Annotated in this window: 24 protein-coding genes and 2 pseudogenes; 11 read left to right on the forward strand and 15 right to left on the reverse strand. The window is 69.6% G+C overall.

The window, feature by feature from the left end; translation table 11 throughout:
* Window positions 1–6 precede the first annotated feature (6 nt).
* Window positions 7–315, forward strand: a complete 309-nt coding sequence (locus ACXMYJ_RS08075) for a type VII secretion target (RefSeq protein WP_460355260.1) — start codon at window positions 7–9, stop codon at window positions 313–315.
* Complete coding sequence (locus tag ACXMYJ_RS08080; RefSeq protein WP_460355263.1) at window positions 315–1,430, forward strand: C40 family peptidase; 1,116 nt, start codon at window positions 315–317, stop codon at window positions 1,428–1,430. The genes ACXMYJ_RS08075 and ACXMYJ_RS08080 overlap by 1 nt, the downstream gene beginning before the upstream one ends.
* Before the next feature lie 16 nt (window positions 1,431–1,446).
* Here the strand turns inward: ACXMYJ_RS08080 and ACXMYJ_RS08085 are convergent.
* A pseudogene (locus tag ACXMYJ_RS08085) lies at window positions 1,447–1,640 on the reverse strand (glycerol acyltransferase); the annotation flags it as partial.
* A 227-nt stretch (window positions 1,641–1,867) separates the two neighbouring features.
* On the opposite strand from ACXMYJ_RS08085, the gene ACXMYJ_RS08090 reads away from it, so the two are divergent.
* A complete protein-coding gene (locus ACXMYJ_RS08090; RefSeq protein WP_460355265.1) occupies window positions 1,868–2,011 on the forward strand; it encodes a hypothetical protein in 144 nt (47 codons plus the stop codon).
* On the opposite strand, the pseudogene adhE reads toward ACXMYJ_RS08090, so the two are convergent.
* Window positions 2,008–4,628: pseudogene (gene adhE, locus ACXMYJ_RS08095) on the reverse strand (bifunctional acetaldehyde-CoA/alcohol dehydrogenase). The gene ACXMYJ_RS08090 and the pseudogene adhE sit on opposite strands and share 4 nt — an antisense overlap.
* Window positions 4,625–5,065, reverse strand: a complete 441-nt coding sequence (locus ACXMYJ_RS08100) for a hypothetical protein (protein ID WP_460355268.1) — start codon at window positions 5,063–5,065, stop codon at window positions 4,625–4,627. Before ACXMYJ_RS08100 ends, adhE begins: the two are co-directional and overlap by 4 nt.
* Before the next feature lie 246 nt (window positions 5,066–5,311).
* Here ACXMYJ_RS08100 and ACXMYJ_RS08105 point away from each other — a divergent pair, with 246 nt between their 5' ends.
* Window positions 5,312–6,220: a 2-oxo acid dehydrogenase subunit E2 gene (locus ACXMYJ_RS08105; RefSeq protein WP_460355270.1), complete on the forward strand. Its 909-nt coding sequence runs from the start codon at window positions 5,312–5,314 to the stop codon at window positions 6,218–6,220.
* A 38-nt stretch (window positions 6,221–6,258) separates the two neighbouring features.
* On the opposite strand, the gene ACXMYJ_RS08110 is transcribed toward ACXMYJ_RS08105, so the two are convergent.
* Window positions 6,259–7,128 (reverse strand): LLM class F420-dependent oxidoreductase, encoded by an 870-nt coding sequence (locus tag ACXMYJ_RS08110; protein WP_460355337.1) that lies wholly within the window; start codon window positions 7,126–7,128, stop codon window positions 6,259–6,261.
* Window positions 7,129–7,264: 136 nt separating this feature from the next.
* Between ACXMYJ_RS08110 and satS the strand changes: the two genes are divergently transcribed.
* On the forward strand, window positions 7,265–8,512 hold the full coding sequence (satS, locus tag ACXMYJ_RS08115) for a protein export chaperone SatS (RefSeq protein WP_260757573.1): 1,248 nt from the start codon (window positions 7,265–7,267) through the stop codon (window positions 8,510–8,512).
* 7 nt (window positions 8,513–8,519) lie between these two features.
* Here satS and ACXMYJ_RS08120 read toward each other — a convergent pair whose 3' ends face one another.
* The 3 genes from ACXMYJ_RS08120 to ACXMYJ_RS08130 are packed head-to-tail and all read right to left on the reverse strand — an operon-like array spanning window position 8,520 to window position 11,340.
* Window positions 8,520–9,608 (reverse strand): adenosine deaminase, encoded by a 1,089-nt coding sequence (locus ACXMYJ_RS08120; protein WP_260757572.1) that lies wholly within the window; start codon window positions 9,606–9,608, stop codon window positions 8,520–8,522.
* An 11-nt stretch (window positions 9,609–9,619) separates the two neighbouring features.
* Window positions 9,620–10,921 (reverse strand): thymidine phosphorylase, encoded by a 1,302-nt coding sequence (locus ACXMYJ_RS08125; RefSeq protein WP_460355274.1) that lies wholly within the window; start codon window positions 10,919–10,921, stop codon window positions 9,620–9,622.
* Complete coding sequence (locus ACXMYJ_RS08130; RefSeq protein ID WP_460355276.1) at window positions 10,918–11,340, reverse strand: cytidine deaminase; 423 nt, start codon at window positions 11,338–11,340, stop codon at window positions 10,918–10,920. Before ACXMYJ_RS08130 ends, ACXMYJ_RS08125 begins: the two co-directional genes overlap by 4 nt.
* A 218-nt stretch (window positions 11,341–11,558) precedes the next feature.
* Here ACXMYJ_RS08130 and sdhC point away from each other — a divergent pair, with 218 nt between their 5' ends.
* Genes sdhC through ACXMYJ_RS08150 form a run of 4 tightly spaced genes read left to right on the forward strand, consistent with a single transcriptional unit; the run spans window position 11,559 to window position 15,013 of the window.
* The gene (gene sdhC, locus ACXMYJ_RS08135) at window positions 11,559–11,987 is read left to right on the forward strand and encodes a succinate dehydrogenase, cytochrome b556 subunit (protein WP_260757568.1); all 429 of its coding nucleotides are present in this window, start codon (window positions 11,559–11,561) and stop codon (window positions 11,985–11,987) included.
* 14 nt (window positions 11,988–12,001) lie between these two features.
* Entirely contained in the window at window positions 12,002–12,475 is a 474-nt protein-coding gene (locus ACXMYJ_RS08140) for a succinate dehydrogenase hydrophobic membrane anchor subunit (RefSeq protein WP_260757976.1), read from the forward strand.
* A 13-nt stretch (window positions 12,476–12,488) separates the two neighbouring features.
* Window positions 12,489–14,243: a succinate dehydrogenase flavoprotein subunit gene (gene sdhA / locus ACXMYJ_RS08145; protein ID WP_260757567.1), complete on the forward strand. Its 1,755-nt coding sequence runs from the start codon at window positions 12,489–12,491 to the stop codon at window positions 14,241–14,243.
* Window positions 14,243–15,013 carry a succinate dehydrogenase iron-sulfur subunit gene (locus tag ACXMYJ_RS08150; protein ID WP_260757566.1) on the forward strand — a complete coding sequence of 257 codons (771 nt, stop codon included), beginning with the start codon at window positions 14,243–14,245 and terminating at the stop codon, window positions 15,011–15,013. The genes sdhA and ACXMYJ_RS08150 overlap by 1 nt, the downstream gene beginning before the upstream one ends.
* A gap of 58 nt (window positions 15,014–15,071) precedes the next feature.
* On the opposite strand, the gene ACXMYJ_RS08155 is transcribed toward ACXMYJ_RS08150, so the two are convergent.
* Window positions 15,072–16,256, reverse strand: a complete 1,185-nt coding sequence (locus tag ACXMYJ_RS08155) for an AI-2E family transporter (RefSeq protein WP_460355280.1) — start codon at window positions 16,254–16,256, stop codon at window positions 15,072–15,074.
* Between the two features lie 85 nt (window positions 16,257–16,341).
* Window positions 16,342–17,208 (reverse strand): alpha/beta fold hydrolase, encoded by an 867-nt coding sequence (locus tag ACXMYJ_RS08160; RefSeq protein ID WP_460355283.1) that lies wholly within the window; start codon window positions 17,206–17,208, stop codon window positions 16,342–16,344.
* 84 nt (window positions 17,209–17,292) lie between these two features.
* Between ACXMYJ_RS08160 and ACXMYJ_RS08165 the strand changes: the two genes are divergently transcribed.
* Window positions 17,293–17,805 (forward strand): CGNR zinc finger domain-containing protein, encoded by a 513-nt coding sequence (locus ACXMYJ_RS08165; RefSeq protein ID WP_460355286.1) that lies wholly within the window; start codon window positions 17,293–17,295, stop codon window positions 17,803–17,805.
* 4 nt (window positions 17,806–17,809) lie between these two features.
* Here the strand turns inward: ACXMYJ_RS08165 and ACXMYJ_RS08170 are convergent, their stop codons facing one another.
* The gene (locus ACXMYJ_RS08170; RefSeq protein ID WP_460355289.1) at window positions 17,810–19,036 is read right to left on the reverse strand and encodes a glycosyltransferase; all 1,227 of its coding nucleotides are present in this window, start codon (window positions 19,034–19,036) and stop codon (window positions 17,810–17,812) included.
* A gap of 47 nt (window positions 19,037–19,083) precedes the next feature.
* On the opposite strand from ACXMYJ_RS08170, the gene idi reads away from it, so the two are divergent.
* On the forward strand, window positions 19,084–19,644 hold the full coding sequence (idi, locus tag ACXMYJ_RS08175; RefSeq protein WP_260757561.1) for an isopentenyl-diphosphate Delta-isomerase: 561 nt from the start codon (window positions 19,084–19,086) through the stop codon (window positions 19,642–19,644).
* On the opposite strand, the gene ACXMYJ_RS08180 is transcribed toward idi, so the two are convergent.
* From ACXMYJ_RS08180 to ACXMYJ_RS08200, 5 genes are all read right to left on the reverse strand, one after another.
* Window positions 19,626–20,645 carry a Rieske (2Fe-2S) protein gene (locus ACXMYJ_RS08180; RefSeq protein ID WP_260757560.1) on the reverse strand — a complete coding sequence of 340 codons (1,020 nt, stop codon included), beginning with the start codon at window positions 20,643–20,645 and terminating at the stop codon, window positions 19,626–19,628. The genes idi and ACXMYJ_RS08180 overlap by 19 nt on opposite strands.
* Window positions 20,642–22,171: an FAD-dependent oxidoreductase gene (locus ACXMYJ_RS08185; protein WP_460355293.1), complete on the reverse strand. Its 1,530-nt coding sequence runs from the start codon at window positions 22,169–22,171 to the stop codon at window positions 20,642–20,644. The genes ACXMYJ_RS08180 and ACXMYJ_RS08185 overlap by 4 nt, the downstream gene beginning before the upstream one ends.
* Before the next feature lie 84 nt (window positions 22,172–22,255).
* Window positions 22,256–23,203: a phytoene/squalene synthase family protein gene (locus tag ACXMYJ_RS08190; RefSeq protein WP_260757558.1), complete on the reverse strand. Its 948-nt coding sequence runs from the start codon at window positions 23,201–23,203 to the stop codon at window positions 22,256–22,258.
* Window positions 23,203–24,708 carry a phytoene desaturase family protein gene (crtI, locus tag ACXMYJ_RS08195; protein ID WP_260757557.1) on the reverse strand — a complete coding sequence of 502 codons (1,506 nt, stop codon included), beginning with the start codon at window positions 24,706–24,708 and terminating at the stop codon, window positions 23,203–23,205. The genes ACXMYJ_RS08190 and crtI overlap by 1 nt, the downstream gene beginning before the upstream one ends.
* Window positions 24,708–25,805 carry a polyprenyl synthetase family protein gene (locus tag ACXMYJ_RS08200; RefSeq protein WP_396885244.1) on the reverse strand — a complete coding sequence of 366 codons (1,098 nt, stop codon included), beginning with the start codon at window positions 25,803–25,805 and terminating at the stop codon, window positions 24,708–24,710. Before ACXMYJ_RS08200 ends, crtI begins: the two co-directional genes overlap by 1 nt.
* Between the last annotated feature and the right edge of the window lie 14 nt (window positions 25,806–25,819).

Here is a 25,819-nt window from a genome sequence, read left to right on the forward strand (position 1 = left end):
ATCCATATGCCCGCCCCGCTGTCCGTGGACACCGACTCGATCCGCGAGTACGGCGCCGCCTGCTCCGTGCACGCCGCCCACCTCGATACGGCGGCGGCCCGGCTCACCGCGGCCGCCGGCGCGGCCGCACCGCTGCTGGGTCCTGTCGGCGCCCGCTTCCTGGCCGCACTGGCGCGGGCCGCCGAGGATCAGGCCCTGCTGCTGACAACGGTCAGCAGGTCGTTGGAGGCGGGCGACGCCGCAGCGTCAGAGGCGGCGCACGCCTACGCCGGCTCCGACGACGCCGCCGCGTCCCGGATCACCGGCGGCCGGTGATGCCCAGTTCGACGGTCGCCGCACTCACAGCGCCGATCCGCCGGGTGCAGCAGCTCGTCGGGCCGGGATGGTCCGGTGCGGCCGATCCGGCGGCGACGCTCGACGGGCTCCGCGCGACGCTGACCGAGATCGCCGACGCGGCGGGCCAGGCCTGGCTGCGCGCCCACGCCAACTGGTCGGGTGCCGGGGCCGACGCCGCCGCGGAGGTCGCGACGTCGACTGTGGCGGCGATCGACGCCGCCGCCGAGCGCACCGGCGGGCTGGGCGCCGCGGCGGCCGACGCGGCCTCGCTAGTGGCACGAGCCCATCGTCGCCTGCAGCACATCGTCGACGAATTCGAATCCAAGGCAAGCGCTTTGGAGCCCCATCTGGACTCACCGGGGGTGGCACGGGAGCTGCTGGCCGAGGCGCGAGAGGCGCTGGCCCGTGCCATCGCGGTGGTCGAGGAACTCTCGGTCGAGCTGGACGGGCAGGCCGCGGCGTTGGGGGCTCCGGCCGCTTCCCACGTTCCAGCCGCTCCCGAGGCCTCGGCGGCGACAGCACCGGCCGCATACCACTCCGGCGCGCCGAGTGTGGGCGCGCCGGGCCCCGGCACCGGATGGAACGGCGGGCTGGGCTCGGGCTTCGGTTCGGGTGCACCGGGCTCGGGCGCCCTCGGTGACTTCGCCGCGTTCACCCGACCCGACGACGCCGGGACACCGGACGCGGCGTCATTCGGCGAGGGCGTGGCAGTCCGGTTGCCCGACGGCACGATCGTGACGGCCCCCAACGCGGTGGCCGCCGGCGCCGTCCGGCACGCGCTGACCCAGCTCGGAGTGCCCTACCTGTGGGGCGGGACGACGCCCGGGGTCGGATTGGACTGCAGCGGACTGACCCAGTGGGCTTACCGCGAAGCGGGCCTGGACATCCCACGGCTGGCGCAGGAGCAGGACATCGGCGGCGCGGTCGCGGGGTCATCGGTGCTGCCCGGCGATCTCGCGGTGTGGGACGGACACGTCGCGATGATCGTCGGTGGCGGTCTGATGGTCGAGGCCGGCGATCCCGTGCAGTTGTCGCCGATCCGCACCGCCAACGCCGGCCAGGGATTCCAGGGGTTCTGGCGGCCGACGGCCTGATTACGCGCCGGGCCGCTCAGCCCAGGATGGGCAGCCGGCGTTGACGTGCCAGTTGGGCCAGGCCGTGCTGCATCACCGCACGGACGTGCGCGTCGACCCTGGCCACGCCGGGCTCGTCTCCGAACTCGCAGCGATCTCGATCGGCGGCAGCACCCGCGTGAGGATTTTGGTGGGCAGCGGCAGATTGACCGGCGCCGGGAGACCGGTTGGGCCCGTCGTCGTTCAGCCCGAGGTCGGCCACCAGCGCTTGTGCCGAAGCTGAACGCGAGATTGCTCTGACGGCCGTGATCTACTCACCACGACCCTGAGTGCAAACTCGCGTTCAGCCGCGCGTCAGGTACTAGCACTCGGACCGCCGGCCACCACACTCAAGCCGAACGGAAAGCCGATCGACACCGGCAGGATGTCTGTCCGAAAGAGTTTGCGTTCCAAGGCCGGTGTCGAACCACTCCGGCGGCCTGATGAACTTCGGCCTGTCGGTGTTCGCCGTCGACTACTACCAGAAGTGCGGCTACGAACGGCCGCTCTATGTGCTCGCTCACGACAGCTTCTTCCGCAGCCCGGATGGGTCAATCCCCTAGTCGCCGTAGTAGCCCAGCCTCAGCAGCGCCGTGATTTCCTCGACCAGCGGCATCCGGGGGTTGGTGCGATTGCTCAGGTCCTCGAACGCCGTCATTGCGAGTTCTGGAAGCACGGCAAGGAATTCGTCCTCCGGCACCCCGTACTCCTTCAACGAGCGTGGCATGTCGAGCCGGTCCAGGAGATCTTCGACGGCGGCGAAGAGCCGCTGCATGCTGTCCTCCGGCTCGTGACCGCCGAACACCAATTGACCGATCTGGGCATACTTTTCGGGCACCACGTACGCCGAGTAGCCGGGCGCGGGCATGAACTTGCTCGGCAGGCTCGAGTTGTAGCGCATCACATGGGGCAGGAAGATCCCGTTGGCCCGCCCGTGCGCGATGCCGAATCGGGCACCGACGGCGTGGGCCAGCGCATGGTTGGTGCCGACGAAAGCGTTCGAGAACGCCAGACCGGCAAGCGTTGCGGCGTTGGACATGTCGGTCCGCGCCGCCAGATCACCGGGATCGTCGTAGGCCCGCGGCAGCGCGCCGAAGATCAGCCGCACCGCCTGCGCGCACAGCGCGTCGGTGTAGCTGGACGCGAAGATCGAGATCACCGCTTCCAGCGCGTGGGTCAGCGCGTCGATGCCCGTGTCGGCCGTGAGCGCCGGGGGCATCGATGACGTCAGGACCGGGTCGACGATCGCAAGGTCGGGCACCAGGCTGTAATCGACGAGCGTCTCCTTCCGCCCCTGCACCGTCAGCACCGCCGCCGGCGACACCTCAGACCCGGTGCCCGACGTCGTCGGGATGGCCACCAGCTGGATGCGGTGCCGATCCTTCGGGAAGTCCGCCACCCGCTTGCGGGGATCGAGGAACGGCATCGTCAGCTCGTCGAGATCCATCTCGGGATGTTCGTAGAACAACCGCATCGCCTTTGCCGCGTCGAGCACCGAACCGCCGCCCACGGCGATCACCACATCGGGCTCGGACCGCTGCAGGAACGCGACACCGCGGCGGATCGACGCCTCGTCCGGTTCGGGTGTCACCTCGGTGAACACCTGCACGTGATGGGTACGCAGCTTGCCGCGCACCTGGTCCACCACGCCGCGTTGCTCACTCAGCGCGTCGGTGACCACCACGGCGGTCTCGCAGTCGAGGTCGCGCAGGTTGTCCAGCGCGCCCTCGTTGAAGTAGGTGTTCGACGGCACCCGAAACCACTGCGGCGGGGTCCGCCGGTGCGCCAGCGTCTTGATGTTGAGCAGCTGCCGGTAGTTGACGTTCTCGGTGGTGCTCGAGCCGCCCCCGGTTCCGCAACCCAGCGAGAAGGTGGGCGTCAGGTTGTTGTAGATGCCTCCGAGCGCGCCGACCGCCGTGGGCGCGTTCACCAGGATGCGCCCGGTGCGGACGGCCAGACCGTACCGTTCGACGACGTCGTCGTCGGCCGCGTAGATCGCCGACGTGTGCCCCAGTCCGCCGTGCTCGGTGACCAGCACCGCGGCGTCGATGGCGTGCTGCACACTGCGCGCGCGCACCACCCCCAGCACCGGCATCAGCTTCTCGGACACCAGCGGATGTGCGTCGAGCTCCGCGAGATCCGACGGTAATTGCGCCAGAAGAACTTTCACGGTCGGGGGCACGGTGAACCCGGCGCGGGCCGCCAGCTCCGACGCCTTCTGCCCGACAGCCTCCAGCGAGATCTTGTCGCCGCAGCCGAACGCGAAGTCGGCCACCTTTGCGGTCTCGTCGTCGGTGAGCAGGCGAGCACCCATCCGCTCGAACTCGGCGATGGTGTCGTCATAGACGGCGTCGTCGATGATGCAGGTCTGCTCGGCGGGGCAGATCACCGACGAGTCAAAGGTTTTCGAGATCAGGATGTCGACGACGGCGCCCTTGACGTCAGCCGTCTCGTGAATGTAGATGGGCGCGTTGCCGGGTCCGACGCTGAGGCCCGGCTTGCCGGAGGCGTTGGCGAGCGCGACGATCTTCGGTCCGCCGGTCCCCAGACGAAGTCCACCTTCGGATGTTCGAACAGGTGGTGCGTCACCTCGTGCGCGGCATCCGGGATCACCTGCAGCGCCCCGCGCGGCATTCCGGCGGCCTCAGCGGCCTCACGCAGGATCTCGACGCTGCGTTCGCAGCAGCGCGTCGCGTACGGCGACGGACGGAACAGCACCGCGTTGCGGGTCTTGGCCGCGACGATCGCCTTGAACAACACGGTCGACGTCGGGTTGGTCACCGGGGTGATCGCCAGCACCACACCGATGGGTTCGGCGATGTAGCGGATGTTGTTCTCCACGTCTTCGTCGATGACGCCGACCGACTTCTTGTCCCGCAGGTAGTCGTGCAGGAACTCGGTCGCCACGTAGTTCTTGACGACCTTGTCCTCGAAGACACCGAACCCGGTCTCCTCGATCGCCAGCGCGGCCAGTTCGGCGGCGGCCCGCAGTCCGGCGCGCACCATCGCCTCGACGATCGCGTCGACCTGCTTCTGATCGAGCGTGCGGTACTGGCGGGCGGCGGCAGCGGCGACATCGACGACGGTGTCGACCTCGGCGATCCGGTGGGCGTCAGGCGCGCCCGCGCCGCTCGGCCGGCGGTCCGAGACCGCAGCGGCGCCCGTCTGCGTCCCGGTCATCGGGGTGCGCCGCTGCGTCGATGCGCGTCGTCGGCCACGACGCCGGGCGGTTGGGCCGGGACGACGCGCAGCGCCAGCGCGCCGAGCGCCGCCACCGACACCGCGGGGGTGAGGAACAGCAGGATCGCCCACACCAGCCCCACCCCTGATCCGCTGAGCGCCTTGACCAAGGTGAACACCGCGACCAGCCAGCTCACCGCGCCGGCGATCACCGTCACCGCCAGCGCGACCGCGACCGCGCGGCCGCGCCCGTAGTGCCGATACCCGCTCGCGGCCAACAGCGCCGCCGTCGGGACGACGATCACCACCGCGCCCAGCCACGGCCGGTCGGCGCCGAGACGCAGGCCCGGGACCAGCAGCAGCGCAGCCAGCACGGCGGCACCCAGGATGCCGGCGACCGCCACACCCCGGCCATCCGTCGGCTTCGGCATCGACATGGCACACCCCTGTTCACAGCTGACGACACGCCCGCACGGCCGTGCCCAGATCCTCGCGCAGGGCCGGTGCTCTCCACAGAGGAAAAGGTCCCGACTCTCGGCGCAGCCGTCGGTGAAGCGACCGCGTCCCGGTTCTCCCGAAGTGACCTTGTGCTCTGGCCTCGAGGCGGGCCGCGTTCTGACAATTGACCGCGCCGGCCCAGACGGCAGTTCCCGTCGGGGCCCGTGAGGGAAAGGGGATCGGCGATGATCGGAGCGCTGCTCGGGACGACGTCGTCGGTCCCGTTTTCCGTGTGGCGCAAGATCGCCATGGCCACGTGGCGGCCCCGGACGGACCCGATCATCTCGGCCACGATGGACGTCGAAGCGACCCGGCTCGAGGAGTACATCGGCGAGGTCCGCGCCGCCACGGGCGAGCACATCACCCCGATGCACCTGGTCGGCCGGGCCGCCGCCAAGGTGTTCGTGGCGCTGCCGGGACTCAACGGCCGGGTGGCATTCGGCAGCTTCCTGCCGTCGCCGACCATCGACTGCTTCTTCGTCGTGTCCCTGCGCTCCGATCCGGTCGCGGGAGTCGAGGCGTCCGCGACCGACCTGTCGGGGGCGGTGGTGCGGCGGATCGACGAGAAGCCCCCGTGGACCGTCGCCCGCGAACTCGCCGACCGCGCTGCGCGGATCCGGCACGGTGACGATCCCCAGTTCAAGCGGGCGAAGACGATCGCCCAGCTGGTGCCGCCGCTGGCCCTGCGCCGGATGATGGACGGCATCGGCTTCGTCACCGAGACCTTGCAGTTACCCCTACCCCTGCTCGGGCTGGAGGCGCGCCCCTACGGCTCCGTCCTGGTCAGCAATGTCGGCACCTACGGTCTGGAGACCGCCGCCGCGCCGGTGCCGACGTTCTGCCACGTGCCGTTCGTGATCGTGGTGGGCGGCGTGATCGACAAGGTGGTGGCCCGCGACGGTCAGCCCGTGGTCCGCCAGGTGCTGCCGATGACGATGACGCTCGACCACCGATTCGTCGACGGCTACCAGGCGGCCACCATGGCACGGGTCTTCCGCGAGTACATGGAGGATCCGGCCGCGTTTGACCCGGTGCCCGCAGCCACGGCGCGACCGCGGCCGGCATCGCCGAAACTCCAGTCCACGCGGTCCTGACCCGACCCTTCTCCGACAGACGCGATCTGGGCGCGCGCTCAGGTGCGTACCCGCATCCATCTGCCGGCCAGCTCGGAGATCCAGGCCTCCGCGGCGATCGGGTCCGCGGGCGGGCCGGCCACCAGGACCAACTCGTCGATGCCCGCGTCGGCCAGCCGGCCCGCGTCGGCAGGCACCGGATCCCGCAGGGCGACCGCCACCTTCAGATCGGTCGGGTCACGGCCCATCTCTCGGCAGAGCGCGCGCAGCTTCGACACCCGTGACGCCGCCTCCTCGACGTCGGCGAGGTTGAAGCCGTACCAACCGTCGCCCCACTCGGCGACCCGACGCAGCGTCGCATCGGAGTTGCCGCCCAGCATGATCGGGATCGACCGGCCGTGCGGCTTGGGGTTGACGCACACCCGGTCGAAGGCCACATACCGTCCGGAGAAGGACGCGACGTCGTCGCGCCACAGGGTGCGCATTGCCGCGACGTACTCTGCCAACCGGTCCGCCCGGCCCTCGAACGGCACCCCGAGCGCGTCGTACTCGGCTTTCGACCGCCCGATCCCGACGCCCAGCGACAGCCGCCCACCGGTCATGCGGTCCAGCGACGCGGCCTGCTTGGCGGTGATCACCGGGTTGTGCTCCGGCAGCAGGAGCACCCCGGTCGCCAACTCGATCCGGTTGGTCGCCGCCGCGGCGAAGCTGAGGGCGACCATCGGGTCCAGCCAGTCGGTCTGCGGGGCCAGTTCGATCGCCCCGTCGTCGCGGTAGGGGCGCTGTGACCGCGGATCCCCGGGCATCACCACCCGCTGCCCCACCCACAGCGTCGCGAATCCCGACCGCTCGGCCGCGGCCGCCACCGCATCGATCACGGTGCGCTGCGCACCGGCGCCGATGCCGAGGCCGTGTAGGCCCAGTCTGATCACCCGGCGATCATGGCAGGCTTGACCAACATCCCAAGCGACGAACGGGTTGCGGTACGGCAACGGTGGGCCACGCCCGGGGTTAAGCACGGCCATGCCCACGATGCCTCCGGGCCAGGTCGTTAGGCTGTGCCGCATGGCTGCTGACATCGTGCCGATCGGACTGACGTTGACCAAGGGCGACGTGTACACGCTGTGGGCGCCGCGGTGGCGTGCCGACGGCGACGAGTGGGAGGCCTTCCTCGGTAAAGACGAGGACCTCTATGTCCTGGAATCAGTGGCCGACCTGGCGGCTTTCGTGCGTACCAGCACCGACAACGACCTCGTCGACCACCCGGCGTGGCAGAAGCTGACCGAGGCCAACGCCCACCGGCTAGCGCCGACCGATGAGAACACCCACGACCTGGTGGTCCTGGAGGAACTGCTCTCCAAGAAGCCGACCGAGGACAGCGTGCGCGCATTGCACGGCGCGCTCGCGGTGGTGTCGTCGATGGGTTCGGTGTGTGAACTGCCCGCGGTGACGAAGTTCTTCAACGGCAACCCCGTGCTGGGCACCGTCGGCGGCGGCGTGGAGGCGTTCGCGGGCCGTGCCGGCCGCAAGCGCTGGGCGGAGATCGAGAAGATCATCGCCAAGAGCTGGGACAACGTGATCGAGGCGCTCGACGCGATCATCACGATCCCCGAGGTGGACAGCGCCGCCGTGGCGAAGGCCCAGGCCGAACTCGACGAGCCGGCTCCGGAGCCCGACGAGGACGACCTCGTCATCGACGATGTGGTCGACACCGACGAGGAGGCCGACTCGCTGGCCGCCGAGGCCGCGACCAAGGTGCTCGGCAGCGACAAGGATTTCTGGTCGCGGGTCGGTATCGATCCGGTCCGGATCATGACCAGCCGCGGCACGTTCTTCACGCTGCGCTGCTATCTGAACGACCACCCGATCTTCCTCGGCCGCAACGGCCGCATCAGCGTGTTCCCGTCCGAGCGGACACTGGCCCGCTACCTGGCCGACGAACACGACCACGACCTGTCCGACTTGGCCACCTACGACGACATCCGCACCGCGGCCACCGACGGTTCGCTGCGGGTCGACGTCACCGATGACAACATCTACGTCCTGACCGGGATCGTCGACGACCTGGCCGAGGGTCCCGACGCGCTCGACCACGATCAGCTCGAGCTCGCCGTCGAACTGCTGCGCGACATCGGCGACTACTCCGAAGACACCAGCGTCCAGACCAAGCTCTCCACCGACACCGCGCTGGGCCGGGTGATCGCCCACGTGCTCGACCCGAAGACGGTCCGGCCGGGCGGACCGTACGCCGACGCGGTGGCGCAGTGGGAGTCGCTGGAGTCGTTCGCGGAGTCCCGCCTGCGCGAGGAGTGAGTTCGGCTTACCCCACCAGGACGGCGTAGCGCGGCTTGATCACCTCGTCGATGATCGCCAGCCGCTGGTCGAACGGGATGAACGCCGACTTCATCGCGTTGATGGTGAAGCGCTCCAGGTCGCTCCAGCCGTAGCCGAACGTCTCGACCAGCCGCAGCATCTCCAGGCTCATCGAGGTGTCGCTGATCAACCGGTTGTCGGTGTTGACCGTGACCCGGAAGCGCAGCCGCGCCAGCCGGTCGAAGGGGTGCTCGGCGATGCTCTTGACGGCACCGGTCTGCACATTCGAACTCGGGCACATCTCGAACGGAATCCGCTTGTCCCGCAGCAGCGATGCGAGCCGGCCCAGCCTCGCGGTGCCGTCGGCGTCGATCTCGATGTCGTCGACGATGCGCACACCGTGGCCCAGCCGATCGGCCCCGCAGAACGCGATCGCCTCGTGGATCGACGGCAAACCGAACGCCTCGCCGGCGTGAATCGTGAAGCGCGCGTTGTTGCTTCGCATGTACTCGAAGGCGTCCAGGTGCCGGGTGGGAGGATATCCGGCCTCCGCCCCGGCGATGTCGAAGCCGACGACACCCTTGTCCCGGAACCGGATCGCGAGCTCGGCGATCTCCCGAGAGCGGGCCGCATGACGCATCGCGGTCACCAGGCAGCGCACCGTGATCGTCCGTCCGTCGGCGGCGGCGGCCTTCTCGCCGTCGGCGAAGCCGGCCAGCACCGCGTCGACGACGGCGTCCAGGGACAGCCCGGCCTCGATGTGCAGTTCGGGGGCGAACCGGACCTCGGCGTAGACGACGTTGTCGGCCGCGAGGTCCTCGACGCATTCGCGGGCGACGCGCTGCAGCGCGTCCGGGGTCTGCATGACGCCGACGGTGTGGGCGAACGGCTCCAGGTAGCGCACCAGCGAGCCGCTGTGCGCGGCGGTGTGGAAGAACGTGGCGAGGCTGTCGACGTCGGTGGCGGGTAGGTCCTCGTAGCCGTACTGCTCGGCCAGCTCCAACACCGTCGACGGACGCAGACCGCCGTCGAGGTGGTCGTGCAACAGCGCCTTGGGTGCGCGCCGGATGTGGTCGAGCGTCAACGGTGTCGTCACGGCAGAACCTCCTACATGGTGATCCGATCGATGATGAGCGGGCGCGCGGGCGGCGGCTGATCGCCGACACTCCACGCCCCGTCGAGCTCGGCCAGCGCGCCGGCGAGCCGCTCGGGAGTGTCGGTGTACAAGGTGAACAAAGGTGCGCCGGCGGCGACGGACTCACCCGGCTTGCGGTGGATGCGCATGCCGGCGCCGAACTGCACCCGTTCACCGGGCGCCGAGCGGCCCGCCCCGAGCCGCCACACCGCCAGTCCCACCGCCATCGCGTCGATGTCTCCCATGGTGCCACCGCCCGGCGCGCTGACGGTCTCGGTATGCGCACCCAAGGGCAACGCCGCATCGGGGTCCCCGCCCTGGGCGGCCACCAACTCTCGGAACCGGTCCATCGCGGTGCCGTCGCGCAGGGTCTGCTCGGGGTCGACCGCGTCCAGGCCGGCGGCGTCGCACATCTCGCGGGCCAGGGCCAGGGTCAGTTCGACGACGTCGCCGGGTCCGCCGCCGGCGAGTACCTCCAGGGATTCGACGACCTCGACGGCGTTGCCGACGGCGCGTCCCAGCGGTGCGTTCATGTCGGTCAACAGCGCGCGGGTCAGCACACCGTGCTCGGCCCCAAGCTCGACCATGGTGCGGGCCAGCTCCCGCGACTCGGCCTCGGTGCCCAGGAACGCCCCCGACCCGACCTTCGAGTCGAGCACCAGCGCGCGGGTGCCCTCGGCGATCTTCTTGCTCATCACCGAGCTCGCGATCAGCGGCAGCGACTCGGTGGTCGCGGTGACGTCGCGCAGTGCGTAGATCTTGCGATCGGCCGGCGCCAGCTCCCCGGCGGCGAAGATGGCCGCCCCGATGTCGCAGAGTTGTTGGCGGATCCGGCCTTTGGAGATCTCGGCGGTGAAACCGGGGATGGACTCCAATTTGTCGAGGGTGCCCCCGGTGTGGCCGAGCCCGCGCCCGGCGGCCTGGGGCACCGCGCCTCCACACGCCATCACCACGGGCACCAACGGGATGGTGATCTTGTCCCCGACACCGCCGGTGGAGTGTTTGTCCACCAGCTTCAGCGCCCGGCCGTCACGCCGCAGATCGCCGAAGTCCAACCGCTCCCCGGAGGCGATCATCGCGGCGGTCCAGCGCGCGATCTCGGCGTTGGTCATGCCGCGCAGGAAGATCGCCATCAGCAGCGCCGACATCTGCGCATCGGCGATCCGGTCGTGGGTGTACGCGTCGATCACCCAGTCGATCGCCGCGTCGGACAGGACGCCGCCGTCACGTTTGGTCCGGATGACGCTGGGCGCGTCGAATGTGAGGCCGGTCACGGTGTTTCCTCGGCGGGCACGCGATTTCGGGCCAGATCGTCGGGGCCGAACGCGTCGGGCAACAACTCGCGCAGCGGGCGCGGGCCGAGCGGATGGTCGATGAGCATGTCGGGGCCGCCGTGCTCGAGCAGCACCTGCCGGCAGCGTCCGCACGGCATCAGCACCTCACCGTCGGGCCCTACGCAGGACAGTGCGACCAGCCGTCCGCCACCGCTGGAATGTAGGGCGCAGACCACTGCGCACTCGGCACAGAGACCTAGGCCATATGAGACATTTTCCACATTGCATCCGGCCACCATCCGGTGATCGTCGACGAGGGCGGCCGCTCCCACGCGAAATCGCGAATAGGGCGCGTAGGCATACTCAGAGGCATCAATTGCTTTACAGCGCAATAACTTCCAGTCGATCTCTGCCGTCACGTCACGCCGCCCGATCCGACTCTGAATCAATTCCGAACACCCCGTCCCGCGACCCGAAGTCCCAGATAGGCGACCCTAACTTCTACCCTGGAAGCAGGGCATACGCCCCCACGCTAGTTCGTTTGACAGTACGTAGGGGATTAGAGTCGCCCCGAGGTTTGGGGCTCCGGCAAGCAGGACCGAGCTTCGAACGTCCACCGATGGCGTTGGAGGGTCACATGAGTACGGCGACACCAGCCGATACCGACATACCGGCACCGCGATCACAGCCGATGCGTCGCCGCACTTTCTACCGTGGTGACCCGGGCATGTGGTCCTGGGTTCTGCACCGCATCTCCGGTGCCACCATCTTCTTCTTCCTCTTCGTGCACGTGCTCGACACCGCGTTGGTGCGGGTCAGCCCGCAGGCCTACAACGAGATCATCGAGACCTACAAGACCCCGATCATCGGGCTCATGGAGATCGGCCTCGTCGCTGCCGTGCTGTACCACGCGCTCAACGGCATCCGGATCATCCTCATCGATTTCTGGTCGGAGGGTCCGCGGCACCAGCGCAAGATGCTGTGGGTGGTCGCCGGCGTCTTCATCGCCGTGTTCATCGCGTCGGTCGGAGTGATAGGTATGCACATGGCGGAGAGGTTCCTGTGAGTACAGGAAAGAAGATGGCCGAGAACCCGTACGACCACATCACCGAGCGCGGCGGCCCGGCTCCCGTCATGCAGCGCAGCTTCGACCGCCCCGCGGGCCTGGACAACCCGCGCGCGGCGCGGCGCGGCGGCGGAATGCCCAACTTCGAGAAATACACCTGGCTGTTCATGCGGTTCTCGGGTGTGGTGCTCGTCTTCCTGGCCCTCGGCCACCTGTTCATCATGCTGATGTGGGAAGACGGCGTATACCGCATCGACTTCAACTACGTCGCCGAGCGCTGGTCGTCGCCGTTCTGGCAGACCTGGGACCTGCTGCTGCTGTGGCTGGCCCAGCTGCACGGCGGCAACGGGATGCGCACGATCATCGCCGACTACACCCGCAAGGACTCCACCAAGTTCTGGCTCAATACCTTGCTGGCGCTGTCGATGGCATTCACGCTGGTCCTGGGGACCTACGTGCTGCTGACGTTCGACGCGACGATTTCCTGACTGGGAGCGACACATGATTGTTGAACACCGCTACGACGTCGTCATCGTCGGCGCCGGCGGCGCAGGCATGCGGGCGGCCGTGGAAGCCGGCCCCCGGGTCCGGACCGCCGTGCTGACCAAGCTCTACCCGACCCGCTCGCACACCGGTGCGGCGCAGGGCGGCATGTGCGCCGCCCTGGCCAACGTCGAGGAAGACAACTGGGAGTGGCATACCTTCGACACCGTCAAGGGCGGCGACTACCTGGCCGACCAGGACGCGGTCGAGATCATGGCCAAAGAGGCCATCGACGCCGTGCTGGACCTGGAGAAGATGGGGATGCCGTTCAACCGCACCCCCGAGGGCCGGATCGACCAGCGCCGCTTCGGCGGGCACACCCGCGATCACGGCAAGGCCCCGGTGCGCCGCGCGTGTTACGCCGCCGACCGCACCGGCCACATGATCCTTCAGACGCTGTACCAGAACTGCGTCAAGCACGACGTCGAGTTCTTCAACGAGTTCTACGCCCTCGACATCACGCTGACCGAGACGGCCTCGGGCCCGGTGGCCACCGGTGTGGTGGCCTACGAGCTCGCCACCGGTGACATCCACGTCTTCCACGCCAAGGCGATCGTGTTCGCCACCGGCGGGTCGGGCCGGATGTACAAGACCACGTCGAACGCGCACACGCTGACCGGCGACGGGCTGGGCATCATCTTCCGCAAGGGACTTCCCTTGGAGGACATGGAGTTCCACCAGTTCCATCCGACCGGCCTGGCCGGGCTGGGCATCCTGATCTCCGAGGCCGTGCGCGGCGAGGGCGGCCGGTTGCTCAACGGCGAGGGTGAGCGCTTCATGGAGCGTTACGCGCCGACGATCGTCGACCTGGCACCGCGCGACATCGTCGCCCGCTCCATGGTGCTGGAGGTGCTCGAAGGCCGCGGTGCCGGACCGAACAAGGACTACGTCTACATCGACGTGCGCCACCTCGGCGAGGACGTATTGGAAGCCAAGCTGCCCGACATCACCGAGTTCGCGCGCACCTACCTGGGCGTGGATCCGGTCAAGGAGCTGGTGCCGGTCTACCCGACCTGCCACTACGTCATGGGCGGCATCCCGACGACGGTCAACGGCCAGGTGCTCTCGGACAACACCACGATCGTGCCGGGTCTGTACGCCGCCGGCGAGTGCGCGTGCGTGTCGGTGCACGGCGCCAACCGTCTGGGCACCAACTCGCTGCTGGACATCAACGTGTTCGGCCGGCGCGCCGGGATCGCCGCGGCGAACTACGCCCTGGGTCACGACTTCGTCGACCTGCCCGACAAGCCGGCCGAGATGGTGGTCGGCTGGGTCGGCGACATCTTGAGCGAGCACGGCAACGAGCGCGTCGCCGACATCCGCGGCGCGCTGCAGCAGTCGATGGACAACAACGCCGCGGTGTTCCGCACCGAAGAGACGCTCAAGCAGGCGCTGACCGACATCCACGCGCTCAAGGAGCGCTACTCGCGGATCACGGTGCAGGACAAGGGTAAGCGCTACAACAGCGATCTGCTGGAGGCCATCGAGCTCGGCTTCCTGCTCGAGCTGGCCGAGGTCACCGTCGTCGGGGCGTTGAACCGCAAGGAATCTCGCGGCGGCCACGCCCGCGAGGACTACCCCAACCGCGACGACACGAACTACATGCGGCACACGATGGCTTACAAGGAGGGTTCGGACCTTCTGAGTGACATCCGCCTGGACTACAAGCCCGTCGTCATGACGCGGTACGAGCCGATGGAACGGAAGTACTGATGAGCGCGCCTGTTCTGGACAAGCAAGACACTCCCCCCGTGCCCGAGGGCGCGGTGATGGTGACTCTGAAGATCGCCCGGTTCAACCCGGAGTCCCCCGATGACGCCGGCTGGCAGAGCTTCCGCGTGCCGTGCCTGCCCAGCGACCGGCTGCTGAACCTGCTGCACTACGTGAAGTGGTATCTGGACGGCACGTTGACGTTCCGCCGGTCCTGCGCGCACGGGGTGTGCGGCTCGGACGCGATGCGCATCAACGGCGTGAACCGGTTGGCGTGCAAGGTGCTGATGCGCGACATGCTGCCGAAGAACCCGAAGAAACAGCTCACCATCACGATCGAGCCGATCCGCGGACTGCCCGTGGAGAAGGACCTCGTCGTCGACATGGAGCCGTTCTTCGACGCCTACAAGGCGATCAAGCCGTACCTGATCACCTCGGGCAATCAGCCGACGCGCGAGCGAATCCAGAGCCAGACCGACCGCGCCCGCTACGACGACACCACCAAGTGCATCCTGTGCGCGTGCTGCACCACTTCGTGCCCCGTCTATTGGAGCGAAGGGTCCTACTTCGGACCGGCCGCGATCGTCAACGCACACCGCTTCATCTTCGATTCGCGTGACGAGGCCGCCGCCGAGCGGCTCGACATCCTCAACGACGTCGACGGAGTGTGGCGCTGCCGCACCACGTTCAACTGCACCGAGGCCTGCCCACGCGGCATCGAGGTGACCAAGGCGATCCAGGAGGTCAAGCGCGCGTTGATGTTCGCGCGCTGACCCCGATCGCTCAGCGGCGTTCCTGCCCAGCGGCGAAATCGCATTCCGCGCGGTGTTCTCACGAATTCGCGCGCGTGGAATGCGATTTCGGCGGCTCGTCGGCGTCGTCCGGCTCGGCGGTGACATCGTCTGGCTCACGGTCGGGCGCAGGCCGGTCCTCCCCCGTGGCCGCGGCCACCTGCTCGTCGTAGTACCGCAGCACCACCGCGACCGCCGCGGCCACCGGGACGGCCAGGAACGCGCCGATCACACCGAACGTCGAGGCGCCCAGCGTGACCGCCAGCAGCACGATCGCCGCGTGCAGCTTCATCGACTTCGCCTGCAGCCACGGCTGCAGCACGTTGCCCTCGAGTTGCTGCACCGCCAGGATGATGCCGAGCACGATCAGCGCATTCACCGGGCCGTTGGCGACCAGCGCGACCAGCACCGCCAGACCGCCGGCGACGAACGCGCCGACGATCGGCACGAAGCCGCCGATGAACGTGATGATCGCCAACGCGTAGGCCAGCGGCACGCCGAGGATCACCAGCCCGATACCGATCAGGACCGCGTCGACCAGGCTGACCAGCGCCTGAGTCCGGATGAACCCGCCGAGGGTGGACCACACCCGCTCCAGCACCGTGGCCAGGTGCGGCGCAGCCGGCATTCCGACCGTGCGGCGCAGCCACGGGATGAACGCCGGACCGTCCTTGAGCACGAAGAACGTGACCACCACCGTCGTGAACAGCGTGACGAGCGCCGACGTCGCCGCGCCCACGCCGGTGAACAGCCCCGACGCGATCTGCGCGCTGCTGTTGTTCAGCGTGTCGTTGATGGCCTCGACCGCCGAATTCAGCTGGGCTTCACTGATGTTCAGCGGTGGGCCGTCGAGCCAGTCGCGCACCTGCACCACACCGGCGGTGGCCTGTTCGGCCAGCTCGGTGGCCTGGTCGATGATCGCCGGCGCCACCGCCGCGATCACGGCCACGATCACGCCGAGAGCAACCAGCAGCGCGAGCAGCACCGCCGCGGCCGCGGGCACGCCCCTCCCGCGCAGCCACCGCACCGGCGGCCACAGCACGGTCGACAGGATCAGCGCCAGCAGCACCGGCAGCAGGATCACCCAGGTCTTGCCAACCACCCAGGACAGCACCCACAGGGCCGCGGACACCGCGAGGAACCACAGCGCAACGGTGGCGCAGGCCCGGAGATGGCTTCGGTAGATCGATCCGCGGCTGGGGGTCGCCGGCGTCGTAGCGTTCACCCGCCTCTTCTACCCCACCCCGGCACGCTTCAACTGGTGTTTGCGGGGTGAGAATGATCGCCCGGTGGCGACGGGCGCTCCGGGATCACGGCAGCCGGCGGGCCAGGAAGTCGCGGATCAGCGCGATCGCCTGGGTCAGGGCGCTCTCCAGCAGGAAGTGGCCGCCGTCGAGCAGGTGGATCTCGGGGTCGACGGCGTCGTCGGCGAACGCGCGGGCACCGTCGGGCCCGAAGAACGGATCCTTGTCACCCCACACGGCGAGCAGCGGCACCGCGCTGGTGCGCAGGTAGTCGTGCAGCGCGGGATAGATCTTCGGGTTCGTCGCGTAGTCGAGGAACAGCTTGAGCTGGATCGCGTCGTTGCCGGGGCGCGACAGCAACGCGTAGTCGTGGTGCCAGGTGTCCGGGCTGACGACGGACTCGTCGGGCACGCCGGCCAGGTACTGCCTCCTGGTCGCCTCGAAGGTCAGCATCTCGCGCAGCGCCGCCGCGGTCTCGGGGGTCTGTTCGCGCTGGTAGTCCCACACGGGCACCCAGCCGTCGACCACGAAGCCGGCGTCGTAGCCGTTGCCGTTCTGGGTGACGATCGCGGTGATGGCCTCCGGGTCGCGCAGGGCCAGCCGCCAGCCGACCGGCGCGCCGTAGTCCTGGACGTAGATCGCGTACCGGTCGACGCCAAGTTGGCTGAGAAGGCCGGCCACGGAGTCGGTCAATGCGTCGAAGGTGTAGTCGAATTCCTCGACCGGGGGTGCGTCGGAGTAGCCGAAGCCGAGGTAGTCGGGCGCGATCACGTGGTAGCGGTCGGCGAGCTCGGGGATCAGGTTGCGGAACATGAACGAGCTCGTCGGGAAGCCGTGCAGCAGCACGATCACCGGGTTCCCGGGCGTCCCGGCCTCGCGGTAGAACAGCCGGCGGCCGTCCACGGTGGCGTAGCGGTGATGCACATCGATCATGGCTAACTCCTTAAATGGTTTTACCGGTTAGGTGCATTCAACGCCCGATCCTGTAACCTGTCAACAAGCTTTTGGAGGTTAGTGATGGATGTGTACGCGACCACGCCGGAGGACGAGGCGTTCCTGCTGGCGTTGCTCAACACCACCCCGGTCGTCGACGGCGTGCCGACCGACGCGCTGCCCGATCTCGCGGCCGCGTCGTCGTGGATGCGTGACCACGGCGTCCCCGCCACCGGGGCCGAGTGGACCCAGCTGACCGACGCCCGCGCCCACCTGCAGGCGGTGGTCCGCGGCGAGCGGACCCCGATGGTGCTGCAGCGGTTCCTCGCCGACGCCCGCCTGGTCCCGACGGCGGACCGCTCCGGCGTGCACTGGCGACTTGACGGCGGCGACGCCTCCGGTGCGGTGCGCGCGGTGCTGGCCTGGGACGGGTTGCGGCAGCACGGCCCCGGGCGGTTGCGCCCATGCGCGAACACCGAGTGCCGGTTGTTCCTGATCGACCGCAGCAAGCCCAACACCGCGCGCTGGTGTTCGATGGCGATCTGCGGCAACCGGATGAAGGCCCGCAGGCACTATCAGCGCACCCGCAGCGAGTGACCCGTCACACCGGGACCGCGTGCGCCTCCACGATGTCGGCGCCGCGGCGCATCCCACCCGTCGCGGTGAAGCCGGCGGCGACCTCGGCGGCCCCGTCGGACATGGCCATCGCAGCCTTCACCGCGGCGCGCAGCCGAGGCGCGCTGAGTCGACGCGCGGGCAACCGGATCCCGCACCGTGCCACCTCTATACGGCGGGCCACCTCGAACTGGTCACGACCGAAAGGCACTGCGCACACCGGTATCCCGCGGCTGAGAGCCTTCATCGTGACGCCCATGCCGCCGTGGGTGACCACGCACACCGCGCGGTCGAGCACCGGCGAATGTGGGACGAACCGGGTCAGCGTGACCCCGCGATCGCGGCGCAGCAGGCCCCCGCCGCCTTCGGCAGGCAGGCTCGCCACCACGTGCACGGGATCATCCTCGAAAGCGTGTATCGCCGCGGCGATCAGGGCGCGGTCAGCCTGCCCCACCGACGACGTCGTCACCAGCACGATCGGCTCGTCGATGTCGTCGAGCCACTCCGGAGTGTCGGCGGGCGGATCGAAGATCGCGGGGCCGATCAGATCCACCGTGGGGCCCCAGTCGGTGTGCCGGTACTCGAACGGTCTGGCGGTGGGCACCAGCACCCGCGGCGCGCGGCGCAGCAGTTCGTCGGCGGAGCGCACCTCGGGCAACCCCAATGCCGCACGCACCGGCCGCATTCCGGCGCGGAAGGGGCGGTCGAACACGAAGCGGGTGACAGCACCCACACCGAGATTGCGCACGGCGCCCAGCGGGCCGGGCCACGGGCGGGCACCTGCCCCGAACGGCGGCGACCCCGGTGAACGCAGATACGGGATGAACGGCGAGAACACCAACCACGGACGCGATTGGGTCTCGGCGGCCGACATCGCGCCCCAGCAGTTCGCGTCGACCAGGATCACGTCGGGGTCCACCTCGCGCACCGCGTCGGTGACATCGTCGACCTCGTGGGCTGCCCGTTCGGTGAGCACCCGCACGGTGTCCTGGGCCGACCGAAGCACGCCCCGCGTGGTCTCGGCGCTCTGCAGCGCCTCGATGCGCGGGTCGACCGGGGCGGCCTTGAACCCCTGCCCCAGGCACAGATCCATCCCGGAAGCCATGGTGCGGACGTGGATCTCGTGCCCGCGGGCCGACATCTCCTGCAGCAGCGCCGAGAACGGGAACAGGTGACCGATCGCCGGGGCGGTGTAGGCCAGCACTACCGCCATCGCGACCCCCGACCGATCCGCGCCCGCGCCGGCGCCGAATCACTGCTATGCACACCCTCGACACCGCCGAGCTGGTGGTCCTTCTCGACGACGACGGCCAGAGCATCGGCACAGCGCCCAAGTCGCAGGTCCACCACGCGTCCACCCCGCTCCATCTGGCGTTCTCCTGTTACCTGTTCGACGGCGCCGGCCGCGTGCTGCTCACGCGGCGGGCACTGCACAAGCGCACGTTCCCGGGCATCTGGACCAACGCCTGCTGCGGGCACCCCGCCCCCGGCGAATCGCTGACCGACGCGGTGACCCGCCGCGTGGGCGAGGAGCTCGGGCTGCACATCGCCGACCTGCGGTGCGTGCTGCCCGATTTCCGCTATTACGCGGTGGCCGCCGACGGCGTGGTGGAGAACGAAGTGTGCCCGGTGTTCTGCGGCCGCGCGGTGGGTCCGGTGCGCCCGGCTCCTGACGAGGTCGCCGACCACGTGTGGGTGCCGTGGGCGCAGCTGCGGGCGGCTGCCGAGTTCGGGTGGGCGATCAGCCCGTGGGCCACCGAACAGGTTCCGTTGCTGGACAAGGCGGGAATCGGACACGGCGGCTACGACCTCAACTCGTAGAGCCGTTCGGCGTAGGCCAGGTCGTCGCGCCACAACCGGGTGGCGGCCTGGCGCATCAACGGCCGGATCAATGGCGCCGCGACCAGCCCGACGCCGAAGTTCGGCCGGTCGGAGTGGGCGATGACGGCTTCGATCACCGCGGTGCGGGGCCGACCGTCCGGTCCGGGGCCCAGCGGGGTGGCATGGGTCTCGACGACGCTGCCGCGGCCCTCGCCCTCGACGATGCGCATGACCACCGTCCGCGGTCCGGGTGTGGTGAACTCGGCGATGACGGGCACGCCCAACCGGCCGATGCGGAACGTGACCTCGACCAGGAACCGGTCGTCGTCGTCGGTGAGTTCGTCGTCGACGGCGGGTGCGCTGATCACCCGCAGCTGGGTGAACGAGTACGGGTGAAACCACGCGCCGTGCCAGGGGTCCAGACGGTTGGCGACGATGTCGCGCGGCTCGCAGACGCCCTCCAACCGGGTGACCGCGGCCAGCGCCGGTTCCCCGGGCCGAGCTGGGACGACGGGCGCCTCGGTCGGGCCCGAGAGCCGGCTGTCCGCGTCATCGGGATCGGGGTCCAGGCGCACCCAGCACAGCACACCGTCGTCGTGCGCGGGATAGGGCTTCCAGGTCCCGTGCCGGCGCTCGCCCAGCCGCAGCCCGTGCCATGGGCACACCAGGGTGCCGCAGTCCACCGGCGCGGTCGCCAGGTCGGCGCCCAGGTGCGGGCAGGCGCGCGGCGCCACCAGCAGGCCGCCGTCGCTGCCGCGCCAGGCCACCAGCGCCCGGCCGGCCACCGAGGTGCCGAAAGCCTTGGTGGTGATGTCCGAGCTCGCCGCGATCACGAACCAGTTGCCGCCGGGGCGGCGCAACGCCCGCTGCAGCGCCGCGTTGATCAGCGCCGGGCTGGCGTCCTGGTAGGTGGGGGTCTGGGCCGACCACGACGTCGACGGGACCACCTCGAACGGCCACGCCTTCGCCACTGCGGCCCGAAGACCCGACAGCGCGCTCATCGCACACTCCCGGCCGAGGTCGCCAGCCGGCGCAGCACCGTCGAGCGGCCTTGGTTCGGCACGGTGTGCAGGGTGTGTCCGGTCAGGCCGAAGCCGGCCAGCAACTCGTTGGCCGCCGTCCAGCCCGTTGTCGCCGCGCGTTCCATCAACGCCACCGGCAGGTCGATGCGGATGCCGTCGCCGGCGAGCACCAGCCGCGGATCGGGCGTCGACACCGTGGGCCGGTCCGCGAAATCCCCCGGCGCGAAACGGGGGCAGTCGGCGCGACGCAGCATCCGCTCCGCCACGATCGATGCCGCGGCGGTCTCGGGATAGAGCTCGTGCATGCGCGCGATCAGGGTGCCGCGCACGTCGTCATCACCTTCGGTGACCGAGTAGGCGTGCAGCTCCACCACCGAACCTCCTGTGCGCGCGGCCCATTCGGCGGCCTCGCGCTCGTAGCGTTCCAGCACGCTGATGTTGTCCAGCGGCTCGCGGCCCCCGGTGGCGACGAACGCGGCGCGGTCGCCGCGCACCGGGCGGTCCAGCCACAGCCGCAGCACCACGAACGGCGGCGCGGTGCCCATCGCGGCGACCTTGCGGCGCCATCCCGGATCGCCGACATCCGGCGAGGCAGCCACCAGCCGTTGCAGCGCACCGACATCGGTGGCCAGCACCGCCGCGTCCCCGGACCACACCCGGCCGTCCGGGCCCGCCACCGTCACCCCGTCACCGACGGTGACCGTCTGCACCTCGGCGCCGGTGTGGAACGCCACCCCACGGCCCTCCAGGTAGCGGCGCAGCGGATTCCACAGCGCGACATCGAAATTCGCGTTAGCGACGTCGAAGATCAACCCCTCGCTGGAGCCGAGGAAGTAGATGTGGAACATGGTGACCAGCTCGCCCGCCGACAACGTCTCCGGACGTGCGAAGAAGCTGCGGGCGAACACCTCGAACGCCAGATGCCGGGCCGCCTCCGGGAAATTGATGTCACGCAGAAAGGTGGCCGCGTCCTGTTCGTCGAGCAGTTCGTAGGTCTCGGGCACCGACACCGCGGCCAGCGGGGCGGCGGCCTTGGCGTCCAACCGCACCAGGTCACGCAACCGGAACGTCGGGCTGCGCAACGCGAACGCCAGCGCGTTCAGCGGCGGCGTCTGCGGCAGCCCGCGGAAGGTGTCCTGCCGGCCGGCACCGTCGATCAGCGGGTAGTCCTCGACCGCGGTGAGCGCCGACAGCCCGGGATCGCTGCGTCGCAGCAGCGCGCGCAGGTTGTAGTACTGGCGGAAGAACGCGTGGAATCCGCGGTTCATCGCGACGGGCGTGCCGTCCTCCAGCGCGTCCGACCAGCCGCCCACCCGGCCTCCGAGGTAATCCTGCTTTTCGACCACCTCGACCGCGACACCGCGCTCGACCAGTCCGGTGGCCGCGGCCAGGCCCGCGATGCCGCCGCCCACGACGACGACGCGGGGCCGCGCTTCGCCCGACGCGCTTCGGCCCGGGTGGGCGGGCCAGGTCTGGCGTCGACGATCAAAGCCGTTCCGGCTCAAGACTTATCCTCCTTCGGGCGGGCAGGCTAGCGCGAGCGCAGAACATGGCACCGGGATGTGGGCACGTGGCGCCACCGCTGCCCCTCACACTCTCCTGAGTCGCATTCGGTTCACCCACGCCTTACCGATGCCCGCTACGGCGACGGCCAATCGTCGTGGCTTGCCCACCGTCGCACGCCGACCGAAGATTTCGAAGTCGATCGCCTCGATGCGCGACAAGATGTCGGAGTACAGCGTCAGCGCGGCCGAGACGCACGGACGCGACGGCGGCGCCAGCGTGGCTATCCCGGGCCGGGCCTGGTCGTACACCTGCCGGGCGATGGCGTGCTGTTCGGCCAGCGCGGCGCGCACCCGCCCGTCAGTGCGCCGGTTGGCCTGGCACCACAGCAGCAGGTCGCGGTCCACACCGTGCGCGGCCAGTTCGTCGGCCGGCAGATACACCCGGCCTCGGGTGAGGTCCTCGTCGACGTCGCGCAGGAAGTTGGTCAGCTGGAACGCCTTGCCGAGTGCGGCGGCATACGGCGCGGACTCCTCGCGCGGGACCACGGTGCCGAGCACCGGCAACATCTGCAGACCGATCACCTCAGCCGAGCCGTACATGTAGCGCTCCAGGGCCGCCCGGTCGGGATAATCGGTCACCGTGAGGTCCATCCGCATCGACGCCAGGAAATCGTCGAACAGGTCCCAGCCGATGTCGTAGTTGCGCGCGGTGTGCACCACCGCCGTCAGCACCGGATCGCCGTCACAGGACTTCTCGTCGACCAGGCAGTGGAACAGCCGGGTCGACAGCTGCTGCAGCCGCTCGGCGCGCTGTTCGATGGTCTCCGTGCCGGCCAGGTCGTCGAGGATGTCGTCGGCGACGCGGGCGAATCCGTACAGCGCGTGCACCGCGGGACGCTGCTTGGGCGCCAGCAGGCGGGTCGCCAGGTAGAACGTCTTGCCGTGCTGAGCGTTGATGGTGCGGCACTGCCGATAGGCGTCGCGCAATTCGGGGTCGCGCACACCTGCGGCGTCGAGCTCGGTCTTGATCATCAGCGGTTGACCTCCGAGGTGAGATGGCGGGCGGGGATACCGGTGATCCGGTCGGCGGCGAGGCGGCCGGACAGGATCGCGGTCGGAACCCCGACACCGGGAACGGTGGAGGAACCGGCCAGCACGACGTTGTCGATGCCGCGCACGGTGTTGGCCGGCCGGAACGGCCCGGTCTGAGAGAAGGTGTGCGCCAACGCGAACGGAGTTCCCGCGGCCATCCCCTGCCGGCGCCAGTCGGCCGGGGTCACGACGTGCAACAGCTCGGCGTCGTCTCCGACCCCGGGCATCCGCTCACGCACCGCCGACAACATCTGTTCGACGTAACCGGCTCCCGCGGTGTCCCAGTCGAGAGTGCCGATGTCGGTGTTAGGCGCGGGGGCCAGCACGTAGAGCAGGTCGCGGCCGGCCGGGGCCAGCGACGGATCGCCCGCGGTGGGCCGGGTGACCAGCAGCGACGGATCCCCCATCACACGCCCGTCGTCGATGATGTCGCGGAAGGTCTGCGTCCATGCATCGCCGAACAGGATCGTGTGGTGACCGGCGCGATCGCCGACGGCCTTGCAGCCGACGTGGGCGACCACGGCCGACGGCGCGGGACGCAGCCGCAGCGGCCGCCGCGGTGTGCGGCCGATCAACCGGTAGGTGTCGGGCAGCTCGGTGGTCAGCACGACCGCGTCGGCCGGCACCCGCTCACCACCTGACGTGCGCACCGCGCTCGCGCGGGACCCGGTGAACTCCAGGTCGGAAACCGTTGCGCCGTAGACGAAGTCAACCCCGGCGCGGGTGGCGGCGGTGGCCATGGCGTCGGGCAGCGCCCGCATGCCGCCGCGCGGGAAGTACACCCCGGCGACGGTGTCCATGTAGGCGATCACCGCGTAGACGGCCAGCGCGCTCTGCGGCGGAACACCGGCGTAGAGGGCCTGGAAGGTGAACACCCGCAGCAGGCGTTCGTCGTGCAGGAACCGGCGCACCACCGATTCCCAGCGGCGGAACCCTCCGAGCGCGACCAGACGTGCCAGGGACGGGGTCAGCAGAGACAGCGGCGAGTCGAAGTTGTTGGCGATGAAGCCGTCGAATTCGGTGCGGTACAGCCGGGTCAGCCAGTCCCGCAGCCGCAGATAGCCGTCGGCTTCGGCACGACCGGCGAACCGTTCGACCTCCGTGGCCATCGCGGCGGCGTCGGTGTGCACCTGCAGCGCGCTGCCGTCGGCGAACTTGGCGTGATAGGCCGGGTGCACGGGGTCCATCGGCAGGCAGTCGGCCAACGACTCGCCGACGGCGGCGAACGCCTCGTCGATGATGTCGGGCATGGTCAGCACGGTCGGTCCGGTGTCGAGCCGGTACCCGAGGACGTCGGCCCGGCCCACCCGTCCGCCGGGGTGTTCACCGCGTTCCAGCACGGTGACTCGGCGGCCGCGGCCGGCCAGCTGCAGTGCCGCCGACAATCCGGACAGTCCGGCGCCGACCACGACGATGTGATCGGTCTTCCCGCTGAGCGCCCGCATCAGGCGGCCCGCTGGGTGCAGGCGACGGCCATCTCGGCCAGCGCGGCGCGCGGGGTGTCGGGGATCGCGACACCGTCGAGGAAGCGCAGCGCCGCGTCGTGGCGCTGGGCGATCTGCTCCTCGATCCACTGGACGGCGCCGCTGGCCACGATCAGGGTGCGCCACCGCTCCACGTCCGCGGCGTCGACCTGCGGGCTGCTCATCAGCTCGGCGAGCTGATGTCGCAACCTCGGACCGGCCAGTTCGTAGGCCGCGACGATGACACTGGTGGCCTTGCCCTCCTCCATGTCACTGCGCGCGGGTTTTCCTGTCAGGGAAGGGGTTCCGAATACGCCGAGGATGTCGTCACGCAACTGGAACGCCTCCCCGATCGCCGCGCCGTAGCGGGACAGCGCATCGGACACCTCGGCGTCGCAGCCGGCCATCGCGGCGCCGAGCTCGAGCGGACGGCGCACGGTGTAGTTGCCGGACTTGCGGCGGAGCACGTCGAGCACCTCCGGAAGGGTCGGGAAGGTCTGGCAGCTGTTGAGCAGATCGGACAGTTGACCGACGGCGAGCTCGGTGCGCATGTCGTCGTAGCGCGGCAGCACCCGGGCCAGCGCGTCGGCGCCGATCCCGCTGCGCCGCAACATCTCCTCGGCCCACACCAGACACAGATCGCCGAGCAGGATCGCTGCGGACTCGCCGAACCGGCTCGCCGAACCGGCCAGCCCGCGGTCGCGGTGCCAGCGGCCGAACACCACGTGCGCGGTGGGCCGGGCCCGCCGCAGCGTGGAGTTGTCCATCACGTCGTCCTGGATCAGCGCGAAGGTGTGCAGCAACTCCAGGCTGGCCGACGCGCGCAGCGCCGCGTCGTCCTCACCGGCGCCGCACAACCAACCCAGGTACATGAACGTCGAACGCACATACTTGCCGCCGTCGAGGAACCCGCACAACAGGTCACCGGCGACGTCGACACCGGCCCCGTCCAGCCGGCCCACACATTCGCCGCGCACGAACGTCTCCAGATGTTCGCGCACCGCGGTACGGACGTTGTCACGCCAGACCCTCAGGCCCGGCTCCGCCAGCTGCACGCCGGCACTCTCTGCCCTGCTCAAGCCCGACCCCTCCT

The organism is Mycobacterium sp. ZZG, from assembly GCF_054786995.1.